The following is a 19,531-nucleotide window of genomic DNA, read 5'->3' on the forward strand; positions in this document are numbered from 1 at the left end:
TCCCACGCGGTAGGGTCGGAACGGTGAGGACTCCGCCAAACAGCAGGTTCCCGTACCTGAATCCTACGTCCGCCCCCCACGGTGCCCGCTGGCCACTGGGCTTCTCCCACCGCGGGGACGCGCCCAACGGCGGCGAGAACACCCTGGAGGCCTTCCGCTCCGCCGTTGAGCGGGGATTCGGCTACCTGGAACTGGACGTGCGGACCACCCGCGATGGGGTCGTGATGGTCTTCCACGACGAGACGCTCGAACGGGTCAGCACCGGGACCGGCCGGCTGGAGGACCACACCTATGACGACATCCGCCGCCTGGACGTCGACGGGCGCGCGATCCCGCGCTTCGAGGACGTGCTCGCGGCCTGGCCGGATGTCCGGTTGAACGTCGACCTCAAGGACGAGCAGTCGGTGGTGCCGTTTGCCGCACTCCTCAACCAGTACCGGGCACACGACCGGGTCCTGGTCGCCTCGTTCTCCGACGTGCGGCGCCGTCGCGTCCTGGGCCTGCTGGACGCACCGGCGGCCTCCAGCCCCGGGAGGGTGACGATCGCCGCGGCCGTGCTGCTGGGCAAGGTCGGTCTGATGGGCCTGCTGCGCCCGTGGCTGGCATCCGTGGCGGCGCTGCAGGTCCCCGAGCGGCACGGACGCCTCCGGGTGGTGACGCCGCGCTTCATCGCCCAGGCGCACCGCGCCGGGCTGCAGGTCCACGTGTGGGTCGTCAACGACCGCGCGGACATGGACCGGCTGCTGGACCTGGGGGTCGACGGACTCCTGACCGACCGTGCCGACGTGCTGGCGGCGGTCCTGGCCGCCCGTGGCTGCTGGCCCCAACGCGGGGGGACGGGCACCAACGACACGGCGCGTCCCGGAATCCCGGGCCCGGCAGGCTAGAGGGTCAGCGGGGAGACCAGCTCCGACAAGGGACGCAGCACCTGGGCCGCGTGGCGGTCCAGATCGGCATCGCTGGCCCCGGTGAGCATCCGCATCCAGGTCGCATGGGCCTGGAGCTTGCCCAGCCGCAGCGCCGGCTCGATGTAGTGCCGCAGCTCCTCCACCGGCCCGTAGTCCTCCCACTCGTGCAGGTAGGCATTCACCACCGTACGGATCCTAGGGTCGCTCGGCGTCGTGCCCAGTTCCTTCGACATGGTGCGCAGCGGCATCGCCAGGGAGGCGAAGGGGTGGGCCCAGTAGGCGTCGCCCAGGTCGATGAAACGCAGCGGTTCCTCCGGGGACGCCGGCAGGAAGGCGTTTCCCCGGTGCAGGTCGTTGTGGTCCAGGGACAGCGGCACCGGGCCGGCGGCCAGGAACGCGGCCATGTCCCGGACGGGGCCCAGCTGGCGGTGCAGGTCCTCGGCATCGCGCTCGGGCAGGTGCAACGGATGCCCTGTCGGCAGGGAGGCGTGCAGCAGCAGCTGCTCGTCGATGTAGCCGGGCAGGAAGGCCGGGTCGAGCTGGCCGAGCCCGGCATCGAAGAGCTCGTCGCCGTGGGGGACGAGGTGGCGTTGCAACCGGGCGAAGTCGCGCAGGATCCGTCCCCAGAGCTGGTAGTCGGTGCTGGGGATCCGGGCCATGGTCTCGCCGTAGTCCGGGGAGATCATCCATCCGCGCAGCGGCTCAACGGCCAGGGGCATGACCAGCTGGTCGGGTGCGAGGCGCGCGGCGGCGGCGGTCAGGGCGACCTCGGACTGCTGGCCGGGGTTCACGGCCTTGAAGAACAGCTTCCCGTGGTCGGTGTGCACCACGACCTGCGTGGACCACAGCTCGATGATGCCGCGCTCCAGGGGTGCCGTGCGGTGCAGCTCGTAGGTGTCGAGCACCATCGATACCCAAGCGTCAACCTGGTCGAGCCAGGCCTCGGTGCCCCAGTAGTCGTTCCATTCGGCCATGGCTGGGCCTAGCCGAGCTTACTGGGGGTCGAGCCCTCGTAGTCGCCGGCGTTCGTCGGCTCGGTGCCCCGCCATCGGGCAATGGCCCACATGCCGTGGAAGATGACGAGCGTGGCGATGGTGCCCAGGGCGATGCCGCCGAATTGCATCGAGCCAATCGTGATCGTCGGGTTGGCGATGGCGATGATCAGCCCGGCCCCGGCGGTCATCAGGTTGATGGGGTTGGAGAAGTCCACCTTGTTCTGCACCCATAGCCGGGCGCCGATGATGCCGATCATGCCGTAGAGGACGATCCCGGCCCCTCCGCTGACGCCGGTGGGGATCGAACTGATCGCGGCCCCGAACTTCGGCAGGAACGCCAGCAGCATCGCCGTGATGCCGGCGATCCAGTAGGCGGCCGTGGAGTAGACGCGGGAGGAGGCCATGACCCCGATGTTCTCCGCGTACGTGGTGGTCCCGGAGCCGCCGCCGAAGCCGGCCACCATGCTGGCCACGCCATCGGCCATCAGGGCCCGGCCGTTGACGTCGTCGAGGTTCCGCCTGGTCATCAGGCCGACGGTCTTGACGTGGCCGATGTTCTCGGCGACCAGGACGAAGACCACGGGCAGGAACAGGGCCAGGGTGTCCAGGTGGAACTCGGGGACGGCGAAGGGCGGCAGACCCACCCATCCGGCCTCGCCGACGGCGCTGAAGTCCACCTGCCGCTGTGCCAGGGCCACCAGGTAGCCCACGATGATGCCCACCAGGATGGACAGGCGCCCGAGCAGCCCGCGGAACAGCACGGCGGTGAAGACGATGGCGGCCACGGTGGCGAACGTCGTCAGCGGGACGGTCTGCATGGCCTCGGTGGTCGCCCCGGCGAGGTTCAGCCCGATCAGCGCCACGATGGTGCCCATGGCCACGGGCGGCATCAGTGCGTGGATCCATCCGGTACCGGACTTCTGCACCACGAGCCCGACGACGAACAGTGCCGCCCCGGAGACCACGATCCCGCCCAGCGCACCGGCGAAGCCATGGCCGGCCATCGCCGCACTCACCGGGGCGATGAATGCGAAGGAGGAGCCCAGATAGCTCGGCACCCGGCCGGCGGTGATGACCAGGAACAACAGCGTCCCGACGCCGGAGAAGAACAACGTGGCGGTGACGGGGAAACCGGTCAGGGCGGGGACCAGCACCGTCGAGCCGAACATCGCCATCACGTGCTGGACGCCGATCCCGGTGGTCTGGAACCAGTTGAGCCGCTCGTCCGGGGCCACCACCGTGCCGGGCCGGATCGTCGTGCCGTCGCCGTGGACCGTCCAGCCGAAGCCGAGGTTTCTGCTCATGGGTGTCCTCCGTGTGGACCTTGCGGATGTTCTCGAGGGGGCCGGAACCGTGCGGAACCCCCACGGAATCCTACAGGGCGGGCGCGTGGACCCGTCTGTCGGCGTCGACCTGCTCGATGCCCGCGACCCGCCCGGCGACGGCATCGGCGGAGGTCTGCGCGAAGAACGCCAGCTCGTGCCGGCTCGACTCGTCGAAGGCCCGCCGCATGGCCGCCAGCCCTGCGGCGTCCGCCCGCAGCGCCACCAGCTGGACCGTGGCGACCGCCTCGGCCGTGGCCGTGTCGAACTCCGGCGAGGAATAGGCGGCGAGCCAATCGGCATATGGATGGCCCGGATGAGCCGCGGCGGCCAGCCGCTGCCCGATGTCCTGGTAGAGCCAGTAGCAGGGCAGGATCGCCGCCACGAGTTCCGGGTAGGACGCATCGGAGGCGACCAGGTGGTTCAGGTAGGCCGATGTCGTGGGGCTCGGCTCCGGATCCGCCGTGTTTCCCAGCCGCAGCCGGTGTAGGTTCGCCTCCTCCTGGAGCGCGCCCACGGCACCGGCGGCCCAGAACGCCTGCTCGGTGCGGTTCGGTGCCAGCTGGGCGGCCCGTGAGAGCACGCGGGAGTAGGTGCGCAGGTACAGTGCGTCCTGCGCCAGGTAGAAGTGGAATTCGCCAGCCGGCAGGCTCCCATCGCGCAGAGAACGGATGAACGCCAGCGCATCGATGCGCGAACGCAATCCGGCGATCCCGTTCCACCAGGTGGAGAGCAGCGCGTCGGTGGACGGGGGCATCCGCCCGGCCCACAGCGACTCGAAGTGGTTGACCGGACCGTGTTCATGGCCGACCTCGAGCGCGTCGGCGGTGCCCAGGGCGTCCTGCAGCCACGCCCGCGCGAGCCGGAGCGCATCTGACCAGTCCCCGCACCGGGCCTGCAGCGTGGCCAGCGCCGAGGAGAGCGAACAACCGGTGCCGTGCGTGTTCCTCGTGTCGATCCGCTCACCGGAGACCTCGGCCAGCACCCCTTCGGGGCCGACCAGCGCATCCGGGCACTCCGCCCCGGCCAGGTGCCCGCCCTTGGCCACCACCAGCACATCATGCCGCGCCGCCAGGCGCCCGGCCTGCCCCAGCACCGCATCCCAGTCGGCCGCCTCCGGTTCCTCGAGCAGGGCGGCCAGTTCGGCGGTGTTCGGGGTGAGCACATCGGCCAGGGGCAGCAGCCGGCGCAAGGCGGCTTCGGCGTCGTGCTCCAGGAGCCGGTCGCCGGAGGTGGACACCAGCACGGGATCCAGGACGACGGCGGTGCCCGGACGGGTGCCCCGGAGGGAGTCCAGCCAGGTGGTGACTGCCTCGATGACGTCGGCGGTGGCCAGCATGCCGATCTTCACCGCGTCGATGCGGATGTCGGAGGAGATGGCCTCGAGTTGTCGGGTGAGGAACTCAGCCGGCGGGGCGTGGACACCGGTGACGCCGCGGGTGTTCTGGGCGGTCAGCGCGGTGATGGCGGCCATGCCGTAGCCCCCGCAGGCGGCGATGGACTTCAGGTCCGCCTGGATGCCTGCCCCGCCGGAGGGGTCGGAGCCGGCAATGGAGAGCACGTTCGGGATGCGGTCGTGGCTCACTGGGCCACCTCCACCCCGGCCAGGGCCCATTCGGCGTGCAGCGAGGCGGCGGCGACAGCGGGGTCGTCGTCGGCGCAGATGGCACGGACCACGGCCATGCCGGCCGCTCCCGCGGCCCGGACGTCGCCGGTGTCCCCGTGGCCCAGTCCGCCGATGGCGACGCACGGCAGGGGTGCCGCGGCGATGAGGGAGGCCAAGCCGTCGAAGCCCAGCGGGGTCGGATGGTCCTTCTTCGTCGGGGTGGGCCTCACGGCTCCGGTGCCCAGGTAGTCCACGGTCCCGGGCGGCAGGGCTGCCACGGCGGCGAAGTGGTCCGGCGTGCTGGCGCTCAGGCCCAGCACCGCGTCCTGGCCGATCAGCCCGCGGACGGCGGAGGCCGGCAGGTCCTGTTGCCCGATGTGGACCCCGTCGACGGGGACCCCTGCGGCGCGGGCGGCCAGGTAGACATCGACACGGTCGTTGACCAGCAGCAGGGCACGGCCCGCGGTGTGGACGGCGCAGGCGGCTACCTCGGCCAGGAAATCCCGCGCGGGGAGGTCCTTGCAGCGCAGCTGGATGGTCCCGATCCCGGAGGAGACGGCGGCGGCCACGATGTCGGCCAGGGGCCGTCCGGCGGTGCTCGCGGCGTCGGCCACGAGGTAGATCCCGGTTCCCGGTGCCGGCGCCCTCATGCGAGCACCGCCGCGGTGGAGAGCTCCTGGGGGCCGGTGGCGGCCAGGGTGTCCAGGAACCCGACGGCGAAGGAGCCCGGTCCGGTCGCGGTGGCGGCGGCCCGTTCGGCGGCGACCGAGTACAGTGCGTGGGCGGCGATCGTGCCCAGCAGCGCATCGCCGTCGTTCGCGGCGACCATCGCGGCCACCAGGGCACCGAGGGAGCAGCCGCCTCCGGTGACGCGGGTGAGCAGGGGATCGCCGCCGTGCACGCGCACGGTGCGGCCGGCGTCGGTGACGAGGTCGACCGGTCCGGAGACCGCCACGACGGTCGGGCAGGACGCCGCCAGGTGGGTGGCCGAAGGCAGGGCCGCCTCGACGTTGTCCGTGGCGTCGACGCCGCGGCCGCCAGCACCGGAACCGGCCAGGGCGGGGATCTCGGAGGCGTTGCCGCGGACCACGGTGGGGCGTTCGGCCAGCAGCTCGGCGGCGAACTGGGTCCGCACCTCCAAGAAGCCGACCGCTACCGGGTCCAGCACCCAGGGGATGCCTGCCGTGCGGGCACTGCGGGCGGCCTCGAGCATGGCCCGGCGCTGTTCGGCGTGCGGCGTGCCCAGGTTCACGAGCACGGCGGAGGCCACCGGCGCGAACGCGGCAGCTTCCCCGGGGACGTCGACCATGGCCGGGGAGGCCCCGGCGGCCAGCAGGACGTTGGCGGTGAAATTCGTGACGACGGCGTTGGTCAGACACTGGACCAGTGGCGCCGAGGTGCGCAGCTTCTCAATGGCGTGGCCGAGGTCGGCCGGTGTATAGGTGGGCGCATGCACGGGCATGGGCGACATCCCTCCGCTAGTACGAACTAGATCAGGTTCAGACGGGTGTGATCTCAGTCCGCGCCCTCTGCGCGGACACCCCGTGTCGATGACCGCGAGCCTACCGGCCCCCGCGGCCGCAGCCAAGTCCGTGACCTGGTTCACCACCGGCGGGCGCTAAGGTCGTAGCATGGCCACGAAGCGACGCACCCGATCGACCGCCGCGACCGCCGCGACCACCGCGGGGCGCGGCCCGCAGCCCGCAGAGCAACCAGTGGCCGCCTCGCGGCGACTGCGCGACGCCGCCGATTCACGGCTGGCCCACCCGCGCAGATTCCGTGCCGGGCAGCTCAAGGCGCTCGAGCGGCTGCTCCAGGAGAAGGAGGAGGCGCTCTGCGGCGCGCTGGCCGCGGACCTGGGGAAGCCGGCTGCCGAAGCGCGCCTGACCGAGCTGGACCGCGTGAAGGCCGAGATCGACCACGCCCAGCTGCACCTGGGGGACTGGATGGCCGACCGGCACGTGAAGGTGCCCGTGTCGCTGCAACCGGCGGCCGCGCGCATCCAGTCCCGACCCCTGGGCCTGGTGCTGGTCATCGCACCGTGGAACTACCCGGTCCTGCTGCTGCTCGGGCCCCTGGTCGGGGCCCTGGCCGCGGGCAATGCCGTGCTCCTCAAACCCTCCGAACTCGCCCCGGAGACCTCCGCGCTGCTCGCCCGGCTCATCCCCGAATACCTGGACCCCCGGGCCGTCGCCGTGGTCGAAGGGGCGGCCGAGACGACGACGGAGCTGCTGGGCCTGCGCTGGGACCATATCTTCTACACCGGTGGCGAGCGGGTCGGCCGGATCGTCGCCCACGCCGCCGCCGAATCGCTGACACCGGTGACCCTTGAACTCGGGGGGAAGAGCCCCGCCGTCGTCTCCGACGGAAACTTCCCGGCCATTGCCCGCCGGCTCGCCCACGGGAAGTTCATGAATGCCGGGCAGACGTGCGTGGCCCCGGACTACGTGCTGGCCGTCGGCGCGGGCGCGGCCGCCGGGCTGCAGAAGCACCTGCCCCGGGCGATCGCCGCGTTCTACGGCAAGGATCCGTCGTCGAGCCGGGACTACGGGCGCATGGTCAACGACGACCATTTCGTGCGCGTGGCTGGCTACCTCGGAGACGGGCGCCTCGTGTCCGGCGGTTCCATCGATGCCGCCGAGCGGTACATCGAGCCAACGGTCCTGGCCGACGTGGACCCGGGGGCGCCGGTGATGAGCGAGGAGATCTTCGGCCCCGTCCTGCCGATCGTGCGGGTCGACCGGTTCGACGACGCCATCCGCTTCATCAATTCGCGGCCGTCGCCCTTGGCCGCGTACCTCTTCAGCGAGCGTCCCCGGCTGCACGCGGCCTTCGAGGACCAGGTGCGGGCCGGCGGCATCGGGCACAATGTCTGCAACATGCACCTGGCCGTGCCGGGCCTGCCCTTCGGAGGCGTGGGCGCGTCCGGAATGGGGGCCTACCACGGCAAGGCGGGCTTCGACACGTTCAGCCAGCAGCGGCCGATGCTCTCGAAGTCCGCGAGGCTGGACACCCTGCGGGCCGTCTACCCTCCTTTCGGCTGGGCCAAGCGCGGGATCATGCGCCGGCTCGGCTGAGCCCGGACACACCGGGACCCGGCCCCGCGGGATGCGGGACCGGGTCCGGGGCTGATTGCCCACCTATGGTTGGGCGGTCGATGGCTACTCGGCGGTCAGCGAGTCCACGTAGTCCTGGTTCTCGGAGATCCACTTGTCCACGATCGGGGCGTAGTTGTCCGTATCGGTGCCGTTGAACATCGCGTTCTCCAGTGAGAACAGGTGCTCATCGTCCATCTTGAAGTCCTTCATCCACTTCGTCAGCGTGGGGTAGTCCTTTTCGAAGTCCGCGTCACCGTAGGCGGTGATGTGCTCGGCGGTGCCCAGGGTGTTCTTGGGGTCCTTGAGATCCTTGATCGGGAACTCGTCGTAGGCCCAGTGCGGACGCCACAGGGTGACGACGATGTTCTCGCCGGCGTCGGTGGACTTCTTCAACTGAGCCAGCATTGCCGGGGTCGAGGAGGTCAGGAACTTCATCTTCTCCAGGCCGTACTCGGGGATGACCTTCTCCTCGGTGGCCTTGGTCAGACCGGCCCCCGGATCGATGCCGTAGATCGTGTTGTTGAACTTGTCCGCGTTTTTCGCCAGATCCTCCAAGGAGTCGATGGGCGCGTCCTTGTTCACGGCAATGGTCAGCTTGGCATTGTCGTACCAGGTGCCCAGCTCGGTCATCTTGTCGCCGTACTCATCCATGTAGTCCTTGTGTGTCTGTGGCAACCAGACATCCATGGTCAAGTCCAGTGCACCCGTGGCGACGCCGGAGAAGATGGGGGCTGCATCGGCCGTGGTCAGCTCCACGTCGTAGCCCTTCTTGTCGAGGACCTGCTTCCACAGGTTGGACACGGCGACGGCCTCATCCCAACCGGCCATGATGCCGATTTTCAGTTCCTTCTTGTCGTCGTTACCGGAGGCCGAGGCCCCCGCGTCACCGCCGGAGGTGTCGCCACCGCAGGCAGTCAGGGCCAGCGCCGCCGCTGCGGCCATCCCCATCAATGATGCGAGCTTCTTGTTCATTACTTGTTCCTTTCGTCGCGCCCCGAGGCCGGGGCTGCAGGGTCAGGCATTCTTGGCAGGCATGTTCGTGTGTCCGAGGGAGGCGGTGATGCGGTCCAGGAAGATGGCCAGCAGGACCACGGACAGTCCTGCTTCGACACCCAAGGGGGTATCCAGCGTGGTCAGGGCCTTGTAGACCTCCCCGCCGAGTGCTCCCGCGCCGACCATGCCGGCGATGACGACCATCGACAGCGAGAGCATGATGACCTGGTTGATGCCGGCCATGATGGTCGGCAATGCCAGCGGGATCTGGATTTGGCGCAGAATGCGCGCCGGCGAGGCGCCGAAGGCCTGTCCGGCTTCCACGACTTCCGTGTCGACGCTGCGGATGCCCAGTTCGGTGAAGCGGGTGCCCGGAGCCAGCGAGAACACGATGGTGGCGACGATGCCGGGGACCGGGCCGATGCTCAGCAGCAGCAGAGCCGGAATCAGGTAGACGAACGCCGGCATGGTCTGCAGAAAGTCCAGGATCGGCTTGACGATGGCCGAGGCGATGGTGGACTTCGCCGTCAGGATGCCCAGCGGGACGCTGATGACCACGGCCACGACGCTGGCGACCAGGACCAGGGCCAATGTGTTCATCGAGTTCTCCCACTGGTTCATCCCATAGATGAGCAGCAGCCCGAGGGCGGTGCCGACGCCCAGTTTCCAGCTCTTGACGAGCCAGGCGAGCGCGGCCAGGACGAGGATGACCACCCAGAAGGGGGGCTCGGTCAGGATGTAGCCGAGCCCGTCATAGAAGTTCTGGAAAAAGGCCTTGATGACGTTGAAGAGCCCGCCCAGATTGGCGATGATCCAGTCGAGGACGGTGTCGGCCCACTGGCCAACCGGAATGCGGAACAGGTTGTCTCCCATCTAGCGCGCCTCTCCTTCATTCTCGACCGGGTATTCGTCAACGGCATCGCCGTCCACCGGGGTTGCGCCGTCTTCGCTACCCGCCGTTTGGCCGGGGGTGACCACCGGGATGCCGCTGGTGCTCGAGGGCACGTTGCCCAATGCCGAGAGCAGCGTGGCGCGGGCAATCGCGCCGATCAGACGGCCTTCGTCATCGACCACCGGTAGCGGGACCGGGGATTCGACGGAGCGTCCGAAGAGGTCGTTCAACGCCGTATCGGCGGTGACGGGGTCGTTTCCGGCGGTGATGATTTCCTCCAGATCCGAGCCGCCGCGCTCGAGCAGGGCCATGACCTCGCGGTCGCGGACGGAGCCAAGCAGCACCCGACGCCGGTCGAGGACGAACGCCGCCGAGGTCTGCAATTCGCGCATGGTCCGCAGCGCGTTGCGTGCACCACCGGAGAGGTTCACCACGGCCCGCGGTTTCTCCATGACGGTGCCGGCGGTGAGCACCCGGGTGCGGTCGACGTCCCGCACGAAGGCCGAGACGTAATCATTGGCCGGGTGGGTGAGGATGTCATCAGGGGTGCCGATCTGCACGATCTCGCCGTCGCGCATGACGGCGATGCGGTCGCCGAGGAACATGGCCTCGTTCAGGTCGTGGGTGATGAAGATGATGGTCTTGCCCAGATCGGCCTGGAGTGCGGCGAGCTGTTCCTGCATGTCGCGTCTGATCAGGGGATCCAGTGCGGAGAAGGCCTCGTCCATGAGCAGGATGTCCGTCTCTGCGGCGAGTGCACGCGCCAGGCCGACACGCTGCTGCATGCCGCCGGAGAGCTGGCTCGGGTACTTGTCTCCCCAACCCTTCAGCCCGACGATGTCCAGGACCCTGTTCGCCCGTTCGGTCCGTTCCGCGGGGCCGACGCCCTGGACCTCGAGCCCGTAGGCGGCGTTCTGAAGCACGGTGCGGTGCGGCAGGAGGGCGAAGTGCTGGAACACCATCGAAATGCGCTTCTGCCGGACCTTGCGCAGCTTCTTGGCGGAGATCTTGGCGATGTCGGTGTCGCCGATGACAACCGATCCGCTGGTCATCGGCCAGAGGCCGTTGAGCATGCGAATCAGCGTCGACTTGCCGGACCCGGAAAGGCCCATGACCACGAAGATCTCGCCGGGCTTGACCTCGAAGCTCGCGTCGATGACGGCTGCGGTTCCCAGCGATGCCACGTCCTGGCGGGTCTTGCCCGCTTTCAGGAGCTTGACGGCCTCGTGCCCGCGGCGTCCGAACACCTTGTACGCGCTGTCCACGCGGAGTGCGGCTTGCCCTGTCTCAGGAGTATTCACGTTTTCCCGTCCACGGTCTGGGTCCGGGGGGAGACAGACCGATTTCTCGGTAACCCGACCCCGACGACGGTTCCAAGGCGCGACCACCGGAGGCGACGAGGAAAGTCCTTCTGACAGGGCGAGTGATTGACTTTCACCTGCAACGCTAACAACCCCCTGTTCGCCGAGGGCTGAAAAGCCGCGTTTGACCGAGAGTACACCCGGGGTGGGCATGGCTGCATCCCTAGGGCCACAAGGGGTTCCCTGAAGTTATGGCATTGTGACAGGACGGTTTGTCAAAACCTCCGCAAACCGGTGGTTTCGCCGATCGCGGGGGTCAATACGGTCAGCCGATGATCGAGTCGACCAGGGCCTTGGCTTCCTGCTGGACCTGGCGCAGATGGTCCTCGCCCTTGAACGATTCGGCGTAGATCTTGTAGACGTCCTCGGTTCCCGAGGGGCGGGCCGCGAACCAGGCGTTCTCGGTGGTGACCTTCAGTCCGCCGATGGGTGCGCCGTTGCCCGGCGCCTCGGTCAGCCGGGCCGTGATGCGTTCGCCGGCGAGTTCCGCCGCCGACACGTCGCTGGCCGAGAGCTTGGCCAGGGCGGACTTTTGCTCGCGCGTGGCAGACGCGTCGATGCGGGCGTACGACGGCGCCCCGAAGTCCGCAGCCAGCCGTGCATAGTGCTCGCTGGGGGAGGAACCGGTGATGGCCTGGATTTCCGAGGCCAGCAGCGCCAGCAGCAGGCCGTCCTTGTCGGTGGTCCAGGGGCTCCCGTCGAAACGCACGAAACTTGCCCCGGCGGATTCCTCCCCGCCGAAGACCCCGGTTCCGTCCAGCAGCCCGGGGACGAACCACTTGAAGCCCACGGGGACCTCGATGAGCTCGCGGCCCAGCGACGCAGCCACCCGGTCGATCATCGAGGAGCTCACGAGCGTCTTGCCGACGCCGGCGCCCTGGGGCCATTGCGGACGGTGGCGGTACAGGTAGTCGATGGCCACGGAGAGGAAGTGGTTGGGGTTCATCAGCCCCGTGTCCGGGGTGACGATCCCATGGCGGTCGGCATCGGCGTCGTTCCCGGTGCCGATGTCGAAGGAGGCGCCGCCGTCCCGGACCGTCTCGATCAGGCCGGCCATGGCGGCCGGTGAGGAGCAGTCCATGCGGATCTTGCCGTCCCAGTCCAGGGTCATGAAGGACCAGCGCGGATCGACTTCGGGGTTCACCACCGTCAGGTCCAGGCCATACCGTTCGCCGATGGCGCCCCAGTAGTCAACGGAGGCCCCGCCCATCGGATCGGCGCCGATGCGCACCCCGGCGGCCCGGATGGCATCCAGGTCGAGCACCGAGGACAGCGTGCCGACATAGGCGGACAGGAAGTCGTGGCTGCCGAGGTTCTCCGCGAAGCGTGCCTGCGAAATCGTCACCCGCTTCACCCCGGAGAGTCCCGCGGTGAGCAGGTCGTTGGCGCGTCCGGCGATCCAGGAGGTGGCATCCGAGCCGGCCGGGCCCCCGTGCGGCGGGTTGTACTTGAAGCCACCGTCGGAGGGCGGGTTGTGCGAGGGGGTGATGACGATCCCGTCCGCCTGCCCGGCGGCGTCGCCGGGACGCCGGGAGCGGTTGTGCGTGAGGATGGCATGGCTGACGGCCGGGGTGGGGGTCCAGCCGTTGCGCGCGTCGACGCGTACGTCCACGCCGTTGGCGACCAGGACCTCCAGCGCCGTGTCCTGTGCCGGGTCGGAGAGGGCGTGGGTGTCCTTGCCGACGAACAGCGGCCCGGCGATGCCCTGGCCGGCGCGGTATTCCACGATCGCCTGGGTGATGGCCGCGATGTGGTTCTCGTTGAAGGATCCGTCCAGGGAGCGCCCGCGGTGTCCCGAGGTGCCGAAAGAGACCCGTTGGCTGGGGTCCTCCGGATCCGGTACGACGTCGAAGTACGCGGAGCGCACGGCGTCGAGATCAATCAGGTCCTCGGGGAGTGCTCGCATCCCGGCACGTTCGGCAGCCATGGATACAGCTAACCAGATGGGCTGCGAAAAAGCCCCGGTCCCGGGACGAAGTGTCCGGGACCGGGGCTTTTTTGACGCGAAGTGAACGCGGGGACTACTTCACCCCGGACATCAGCGACTTGATCGGCTTGACGGCCGCCATGAGGGCGACGCCCAGGACGATGGCGGTGCCGCCGAGGGCGACGAAGTAGGGGATCTCGTTGCCCTCGGTGTAGAAGCCGGCGAGGATGCCCGCCAGGGTGGTGCCCAGCGAGACCGAGAGGTAGAACAGGGCGACCATCTGCGTGGTGAAGGCGATCGGGGCCAGCTTCGTGGCGACCGAGAGGCCGATGGGGCTGAGCAGCAGCTCGGCCATCGTGCACAGGAACAGGATCCCGGCCAGGGCCAGCAGCGGGGTCTTCTCCAGCGAGTTCAGCGGGATGAAGACCAGGAAGGCAATGCCGACGATCACCAGCGAGGCGCCGAACTTCAGGGGGGTCGAGGGCTGCCGGTCTCCCATCTTCGTCCAGATGCCGGCGAAGACCGCGGCGAAGATGATGATGAAGACGGGGTTGATGGACTGGGTCCAGCTGGCCGGCATCTCCCAACCGAAGAGATTGCGGTCCAGGCGCTGTTCGGAATAGACGGCGATGAACGTGAACTGCTGCTGGAACAGGGCCCAGAACGCCGCGGAGGCGACGTAGAGCGGGATGAATGCGGTGACGCGGCGGCGCTCGGTGGTGTCGATCTTCTTCGAGCTCAGGATGACGATGAAGTAGATGACCGATGCGGCGACGACGACGATGGCGATGGTGGTGGCCAGGTTGTCGGCATGGACGATGCCGGTGGTCAGCAGGACGATGATGATCGCAATGCCGATCAGGACGCCGATTCCGTAGCGCACGCGCAGGCTGCCCGGCAGTGGGTCGGTGACGTGGTGCGTCGAGGCCGGCAGGTTCTTGCGGCCTAGGGCGTAGATGGTCAGGCCGATGGCCATGCCGATCGCCGCCAGGGCGAAGCCATAGTGGAAGCCCAGCCGGGTCTGGAGCAGGCCGGTGAGCAGCGGGCCAATCAGGGCGCCGATGTTCACGCCCATGTAGAAGATGGAGAACCCGGCGTCGCGGCGGCTGTCCTTCTCGGCGTACAGCGAGCCCACGAGGGTCGTCGCGGTGGCCTTCAGGCCGCCCGATCCCAGGGCGACGAGCAGCAGGCCGACCGTCAGTCCGACGACTCCGGGCAGGGCGGCCAGGGCGATGTGGCCGAGCATGATCATGATCGCCGTGTAGAAGAGCACGCGCTCGGAGCCGAAGAGCCGGTCGGCGATCCAGGCCCCGAAGATGGTGCTGAGGTATACGGTGCCGCCGTAGGCGCCGACCAGGCTCAGGGACAACCCCTGGTCCAGGCCGAGACCGCCCTCGGCCACCTCGAAGTACATGTAGTAGGCGAGGATGCCCTGCATGCCGTAGAAGGAGAAGCGCTCCCACATCTCGACATTGAAGAGGTTGAAGAGCATCCGGGGGTGGCCAAAGAAGGTCTTTCCGGCCGGTTCCCGTGTGGTATTCAATGAGGTCATTTACAATATTTTGCGCCTGGGTGTCCCGATACACCTACTTCCGTGAGCCAGATCACATGTCGTTGGCGGCATGCATCAGTTGTGCGGCCAGTGCCAGCAGGTCCGCCTCGCTGCCGTTGGCGCCGATCAGCTGGATCCCCATCGACAGCCCCGTGTCGGTGCGCAGCGTGGGCACGGTGACGGCCGGTGTCCCGGCGACGTTCACCACGGAGGTGTAGGGCGTGTACCGGCATTGCAGCTCGTAGTCGAAGTCGGCGTCGTGGGAGGTGTACCAGCCGATCGGGCGTGGCGTCTGGGCCATCGCCGGGGTCAGTACCGCGTCGTACCGGCCCCATTGGGCGCGGCAGTCCCCGGCGATCTTCTGCAGGACCGTGGCGGCGTCCCGCTTGTCCCCATCGGACCGGGCCAGGGCCCGGGCGCGGAAGCTGCGGGTGAGTTCCATCAGTGCCGGAGCCGCCTCGTCCGGGAGTCCCGCCTCGGCCAACCCCGCGGTCCAAATGGCCTGGAAGGCATCGGCATAGCGGTTGTCATAGCGGATATCGGCTTCCTCGACGCGGTGGCCCGCGGCCTGAAGCAGGCCAATGCCCGCCTGCAGCGCCGCCTCGGCTTCCGGCGCCAGGCTGATGGGGTAGTGCGTCTCGAAGGGCGAGGTGCGCGAGAGGCCGATCCGCAACGCCCGTCCGCTGGCCGGCCGGGCACGCCGGGCCGCGGCCAGGTAACCCGTGGTCCCGGTCAGCGAGTCCATCAGCAGGCCGGCATCCTCGGCGGTGCGGGCCAACGGTCCGGAGACCACGAAGCGCGGGGCGCCGAATCGGTCGACGCGGCCGTTGGCCAGATCCGCCGGGACGGTCCCCAGGCCCGGCTTCAGCCCGACCAGTCCACAGGCAGAGGCAGGGATGCGCACGGAACCGCCGCCGTCGTTCCCGGGGGCCACCGGTAGTAGGCCGGCGGCGACGGCGGCCGCGCTGCCACCCGAGGAGCCACCGGGCGACAGCGACGGATCGACCGGATGCCGGGCCGGTGGGGCGATGAGGTTCTCGGAATAGCAGTTCAGGCCGAACTCCGGGATTTGCGTCTTGCCCAGCGAGATGGCTCCGTCCGTGCGCAGCCGGGCGACCAGCGGGCTGTCCTCCCGGGCGGTGGCATGGGGGACGGCGGCGCTGCCGAAGGTGGTGGGGACCCCTTCGACGTCCCACAGGTCCTTGTAGGCCAGGGGCATCCCGTGCAGCGGGGGCAGGGCCTGCGCGCCGGTCCGGGCACGCACCGCGGCCTGGTCGGCCGCATCGGCATCGGCCAGGGCCCGTTCGGCGGTGACGGTGATGAAACTGCCCAGTCGGGGATTGTGCTCTTCGATGCGGGACAGGAAGTGGTCTGCCGCCTCCCGGGCCGAGATACCGCCGCTGGCGAGCAGGTCGCGCAGTTCGACGGCGGTGAGCCCACCGATCGTGTTGTCGGGGGAATCGTCGTGGTCGGTGGTCATCGCCTGGCCTCCAGGGTGTCGTGTTCGTCGTCGCGGTCGCGTTGGAAAACCAGCACGACCGAGCGCAGGGCCAGGATGAAGCCCATGAAGAGCAGCACGTAGCCGAAGAAGGCATGGAGCCGGACGTTCTCGGTGAGGAAAGGTCCCGACTCGGTCGTGATGAGGATGATCGCGGCCAGGGTCGCGGCGCCGGCGAGCAGGGCCACCACGACCTGCTGGACCAGCCGGTTCAGGAACCCGCGGTCGGCCGGATGGGCTAGGACCCGGACGTTGACCGAGAGCCGGCCCCGCTCGACGTCCTCGGTGATCTTGTTCAGCCGGCGGGGCCACTCGCGGAGGGTCGGCAGGAGCTGCATGGCCCTCACCTCGAGCTCGTCCTTCAAGCTTGCGGCGGTGAATTGGGCCCCGATGATCTTCCGACCGGCCTCGCGGGCGGCCGCCACGACGTTCAGCGCTGGATCGATCAGCGACAGCGTTCCCTCCAGGGCCCCCAGGGCGCGCAAGGCTGCGGCGACCTGCGGTGGCACGGAGAAGCCATGGCGCACGATCAGGGCGAAGAGGGCCGTGAACATCTCGGACCCGCCCTGGCCGCCGAACCCATTGCGGTAGCGCACCAGCAGCTGCCCGAGCGAGCGCTCGAAACCTCGTTCGTCGAAGTCCTCCGGTCGGTCGAGCAGCCCCAACAAGGCGTCCGTGGCCAGCTGGTTGTCGTTCTTGTCGATGGCGAATAACAACATGTTCAACGACTGCTGGCTGGCCGGATCCAGCCTGCCCACGGCGCCGAAGTCGAGCAGCGCGAGCCCGCCCTCCCGGGTGATGAAGATGTTGCCGGGGTGCAGGTCGGCATGGAAGACCCCGTCCCCGGAGATCTGGTGCAGCGTCGCGCCGAGCAGTTCCCGAGCGAGCACCCGACGCCGGTCCGGGCCCCATTGGGACAGCGCCGCACCGGCCGACCCGACCGGCTGGCCGTCGAGCTCGTCCATCACCAGGAGACGGGGACCGCTGAACCCGGTGTGGACCTGCGGCACGGTGACCTCGAAACCGCTCAACGACGCGGCAATGGCCTGCATGTTCTCGGCTTCCGTGCGGTAGTCGAGTTCCTCGGCCAGGGAATCAGAGAATCCGCGCGCCAGGGCGGACACCCCCAGTCGGCGTGCCCACGGGGCGGAGCGCTCCAACCAGCCGGCGATCTGCACGACGATCGCCCGGTCGCGCTCGACCTGCTTCAGCGCGGACGGCCGCTGCACCTTGACGACAACGCGGGTTCCGTCATGCAGGGTGGCCCGGTGCACCTGGGCGACGGAGGCGGAGGCGAGCGGCTCCTGTTCGATCGAGGCGAACGCGTCCTGAGGAGCCCGGCCCAGGCTCGCGGCGAGGGCCGCCTCCATGACCGGCCAGGGTTCCGGGGCCGCCTGCGTCTGCAGATGCGAGAGCTCGCGGATGTACGGCTCGGAGAGCAGATCGCGTCGGCTGGAGAGCATCTGCCCGAGCTTCACGAACGTCACGCCGGCCTCGTTGAGGGCTTCGCGCAGTGAGCGGGCCGTCTGGTCCTCGCGTGCCTCGTCGCGCCGGCGGTTCAGCCCGCGGGCCTGGGCCAGCAGCCCGTGGCGCACGGCGATGCGCATGACCTGAAAGTAGCGGGCGCTGTGGGCACGGCGGGTCTTCCAGCCGGTGAACAGGCGGATCGGCGAGGGCAGCGTGCCGGTGGGGAAGGTGATCTCCAGGACCATCAGCAGCGCCACACCGAGGGCGAACACCCAGATCAGGGCCAGCGCGGCAAACATCAGGGCCACGGGGGGCGAGACCTGCAGCTGCGTCTGGTCGCTGACGTAGGCTGCCCGGAAGAGATACCGCACGACGAAGCTCAGCCCGGCAGACATGAGCAGGCCGACGGCGATCGAGCGCGGCCATCCGACGGGCACTCCGAGGACCCGGCGTGAGACACCCGCGACGATCCAGGCCTGCAGGGCCAGGAACACCGCCCCCAGGATGACCGTCAGCGTCCAGCCCAGGCCGCCAAGTGCGGCGATGCCGGCGTTCGGGTCCATGTCAGCCCTTCATCTATCGGGGAGGGGTCGGTACCCACTATAGGCTGGGGACCTCAGCAGGAAACCGTTGGAAGGATGGACCATGAGCGAATTCGAGACCGTGGAGGTCACCGGCGTTCCGGCCGGTGCCAAGGTGCTGGACGTCCGCGAGGACTACGAATGGGTCGAGGGCCACGCAACCGGGGCGGTGCACATCCCGATGGGCGAATTGCCGGAACGCCTGGAGGAACTGGACCCGGACGAGGACACCTACGTCATCTGCCGCACCGGCGGCCGTTCCGCCCAGGTGGCCGGCTGGCTGGTGGGCCAGGGGTACACCGCCTTCAACATCGCCGGCGGCAGCGGAGCCTGGCTCGAGGCCGGATTGCCGCTCACGAGCGAGAACGGCCAGGAGCCCACCGTTCGATGAAATACACCTATCTGGGGCCTGCGGGGACGTTCACCGAGCAGGCGCTCCTGCAGGTCCCGGGGGTCGAGGACGGGGAACGGGTTCCGGCCACGAGCGTGAACCTCGCCCTGCAGCACGTGCGCGACGGCGACGCCGACGCGGCGATGGTGCCCATCGAGAACTCCGTCGAAGGCGGGGTGTCGGCGACCCTGGATGCCATCGCCAGCGGCGGGGCACTGCAGATCGTGCGCGAGGTGCTGGTGCCGATCACGTTCGTCCTGGTCGCCCGCGAGGGCATCACCGAACCGGGCCAGATCCGCACCGTGGCCACACATGGGCATGCGATCGCCCAGTGCCGCGGATGGGTGGAGGCCCATCTGCCCGGCGCCGAATTCGTCCCGGCGTCCTCCACGGCCGCCGGCGCCCTGGGGCTGCTGGATCCGGACTGCCGCTACGACGCGGCCATCTGCTCGCCGCTTGTGCTGGAGCAGAACCAGCTGAACCTGGTGCGCCGCGGCGTGGAGGACCACACCGGGGCCGTGACCCGCTTCGTGCTGGTCACCCGGCCCGGAGCGGTGCCGGGGCCGACCGGGAACGACAAGACCACCGTGGTGATCCCGTTGCCCGAGGACCATCCGGGCGCCCTGATGGGGATCCTGGAGCAGTTTGCCGCCCGCGGCGTGAACCTCAGCCGCATCGAATCCCGCCCGACCGGTGAGGGCCTGGGCTCCTACTTCTTCTCCGTCGACGTCGAGGGGCACCTGTCCGAGGCGCGGGTGGCCGACGCCCTGGCCGGCCTGCACCGCATCAGCCCGCAGATCCGATTCCTCGGGTCCTATCCCAGCGCCACCGAACTCGACGAGCCGAGCCCCTCCCCGGCTCGGCACAACACCGACGAGGCCTTCGCCCAAGCCCATGCCTGGGTCAGGGGACTGCAGTCCCACACGCGGTGATCGACGCC

Annotated in this window: 16 protein-coding genes and 1 riboswitch; of the genes, 4 read left to right on the forward strand and 12 right to left on the reverse strand. The window is 69.1% G+C overall.

All coding sequences use genetic code 11. The features are described from left to right. Positions 1–23: 23 nt before the first annotated feature. Complete coding sequence (locus tag AB8M85_RS14945) at positions 24–887, forward strand: glycerophosphodiester phosphodiesterase (RefSeq protein ID WP_372699620.1); 864 nt, start codon at positions 24–26, stop codon at positions 885–887. Here the strand turns inward: AB8M85_RS14945 and AB8M85_RS14950 are convergent. The 5 genes from AB8M85_RS14950 to thiM form a co-directional block, all read right to left on the reverse strand. Beyond that, positions 884–1,882: a phosphotransferase gene (locus AB8M85_RS14950; RefSeq protein ID WP_372699621.1), complete on the reverse strand. Its 999-nt coding sequence runs from the start codon at positions 1,880–1,882 to the stop codon at positions 884–886. The two genes, AB8M85_RS14945 and AB8M85_RS14950, sit on opposite strands and share 4 nt — an antisense overlap. An 8-nt stretch (positions 1,883–1,890) precedes the next feature. After that, positions 1,891–3,207, reverse strand: coding sequence for a uracil-xanthine permease family protein (locus tag AB8M85_RS14955; RefSeq protein ID WP_372699622.1), 1,317 nt, complete (start codon positions 3,205–3,207; stop codon positions 1,891–1,893). 70 nt (positions 3,208–3,277) lie between these two features. Then, entirely contained in the window at positions 3,278–4,810 is a 1,533-nt protein-coding gene (locus tag AB8M85_RS14960) for a bifunctional hydroxymethylpyrimidine kinase/phosphomethylpyrimidine kinase (RefSeq protein ID WP_372699623.1), read from the reverse strand. After that, positions 4,807–5,481, reverse strand: coding sequence for a thiamine phosphate synthase (thiE, locus tag AB8M85_RS14965; RefSeq protein WP_372699624.1), 675 nt, complete (start codon positions 5,479–5,481; stop codon positions 4,807–4,809). Before thiE ends, AB8M85_RS14960 begins: the two co-directional genes overlap by 4 nt. After that, positions 5,478–6,293 (reverse strand): hydroxyethylthiazole kinase, encoded by an 816-nt coding sequence (thiM, locus tag AB8M85_RS14970; RefSeq protein WP_372699625.1) that lies wholly within the window; start codon positions 6,291–6,293, stop codon positions 5,478–5,480. Before thiM ends, thiE begins: the two co-directional genes overlap by 4 nt. After that, a riboswitch (TPP riboswitch) is annotated at positions 6,285–6,386 on the reverse strand. (Overlaps the previous gene by 9 nt.) Before the next feature lie 76 nt (positions 6,387–6,462). Here thiM and AB8M85_RS14975 point away from each other — a divergent pair. Next, positions 6,463–7,908 (forward strand): aldehyde dehydrogenase family protein, encoded by a 1,446-nt coding sequence (locus AB8M85_RS14975; RefSeq protein ID WP_372699626.1) that lies wholly within the window; start codon positions 6,463–6,465, stop codon positions 7,906–7,908. 84 nt (positions 7,909–7,992) lie between these two features. Here the strand turns inward: AB8M85_RS14975 and AB8M85_RS14980 are convergent, their stop codons facing one another. The 7 genes from AB8M85_RS14980 to AB8M85_RS15010 all read right to left on the reverse strand — a co-directional run bounded on the left by AB8M85_RS14980 (position 7,993) and on the right by AB8M85_RS15010 (position 18,182). Further along, the gene (locus AB8M85_RS14980; protein WP_372699627.1) at positions 7,993–8,901 is read right to left on the reverse strand and encodes a glycine betaine ABC transporter substrate-binding protein; all 909 of its coding nucleotides are present in this window, start codon (positions 8,899–8,901) and stop codon (positions 7,993–7,995) included. Between the two features lie 42 nt (positions 8,902–8,943). Beyond that, positions 8,944–9,795: an ABC transporter permease gene (locus AB8M85_RS14985; protein WP_372699628.1), complete on the reverse strand. Its 852-nt coding sequence runs from the start codon at positions 9,793–9,795 to the stop codon at positions 8,944–8,946. Next, positions 9,796–11,115, reverse strand: a complete 1,320-nt coding sequence (locus AB8M85_RS14990; RefSeq protein WP_372699629.1) for a glycine betaine/L-proline ABC transporter ATP-binding protein — start codon at positions 11,113–11,115, stop codon at positions 9,796–9,798. 325 nt (positions 11,116–11,440) lie between these two features. Further along, on the reverse strand, positions 11,441–13,102 hold the full coding sequence (pgm, locus tag AB8M85_RS14995) for a phosphoglucomutase (alpha-D-glucose-1,6-bisphosphate-dependent) (protein WP_372699630.1): 1,662 nt from the start codon (positions 13,100–13,102) through the stop codon (positions 11,441–11,443). Positions 13,103–13,196: 94 nt separating this feature from the next. Continuing rightward, a complete protein-coding gene (locus tag AB8M85_RS15000; RefSeq protein ID WP_372699631.1) occupies positions 13,197–14,654 on the reverse strand; it encodes a peptide MFS transporter in 1,458 nt (485 codons plus the stop codon). A gap of 52 nt (positions 14,655–14,706) precedes the next feature. Further along, positions 14,707–16,134 carry an amidase gene (locus AB8M85_RS15005; RefSeq protein WP_372699632.1) on the reverse strand — a complete coding sequence of 476 codons (1,428 nt, stop codon included), beginning with the start codon at positions 16,132–16,134 and terminating at the stop codon, positions 14,707–14,709. Continuing rightward, positions 16,131–18,182 carry an ABC1 kinase family protein gene (locus AB8M85_RS15010; RefSeq protein ID WP_372699633.1) on the reverse strand — a complete coding sequence of 684 codons (2,052 nt, stop codon included), beginning with the start codon at positions 18,180–18,182 and terminating at the stop codon, positions 16,131–16,133. Before AB8M85_RS15010 ends, AB8M85_RS15005 begins: the two co-directional genes overlap by 4 nt. 82 nt (positions 18,183–18,264) lie before the next feature. Between AB8M85_RS15010 and AB8M85_RS15015 the strand changes: the two genes are divergently transcribed. Together AB8M85_RS15015 and pheA are read left to right on the forward strand one after the other, a co-directional pair. Further along, entirely contained in the window at positions 18,265–18,591 is a 327-nt protein-coding gene (locus tag AB8M85_RS15015) for a rhodanese-like domain-containing protein (RefSeq protein WP_372699634.1), read from the forward strand. After that, positions 18,588–19,523 (forward strand): prephenate dehydratase, encoded by a 936-nt coding sequence (gene pheA, locus AB8M85_RS15020; protein WP_372699635.1) that lies wholly within the window; start codon positions 18,588–18,590, stop codon positions 19,521–19,523. Before AB8M85_RS15015 ends, pheA begins: the two co-directional genes overlap by 4 nt. Positions 19,524–19,531: the final 8 nt, after the last annotated feature.

This window comes from Arthrobacter sp. JSM 101049, assembly GCF_041679245.1.
Taxonomy (GTDB): domain Bacteria; phylum Actinomycetota; class Actinomycetes; order Actinomycetales; family Micrococcaceae; genus Arthrobacter_H.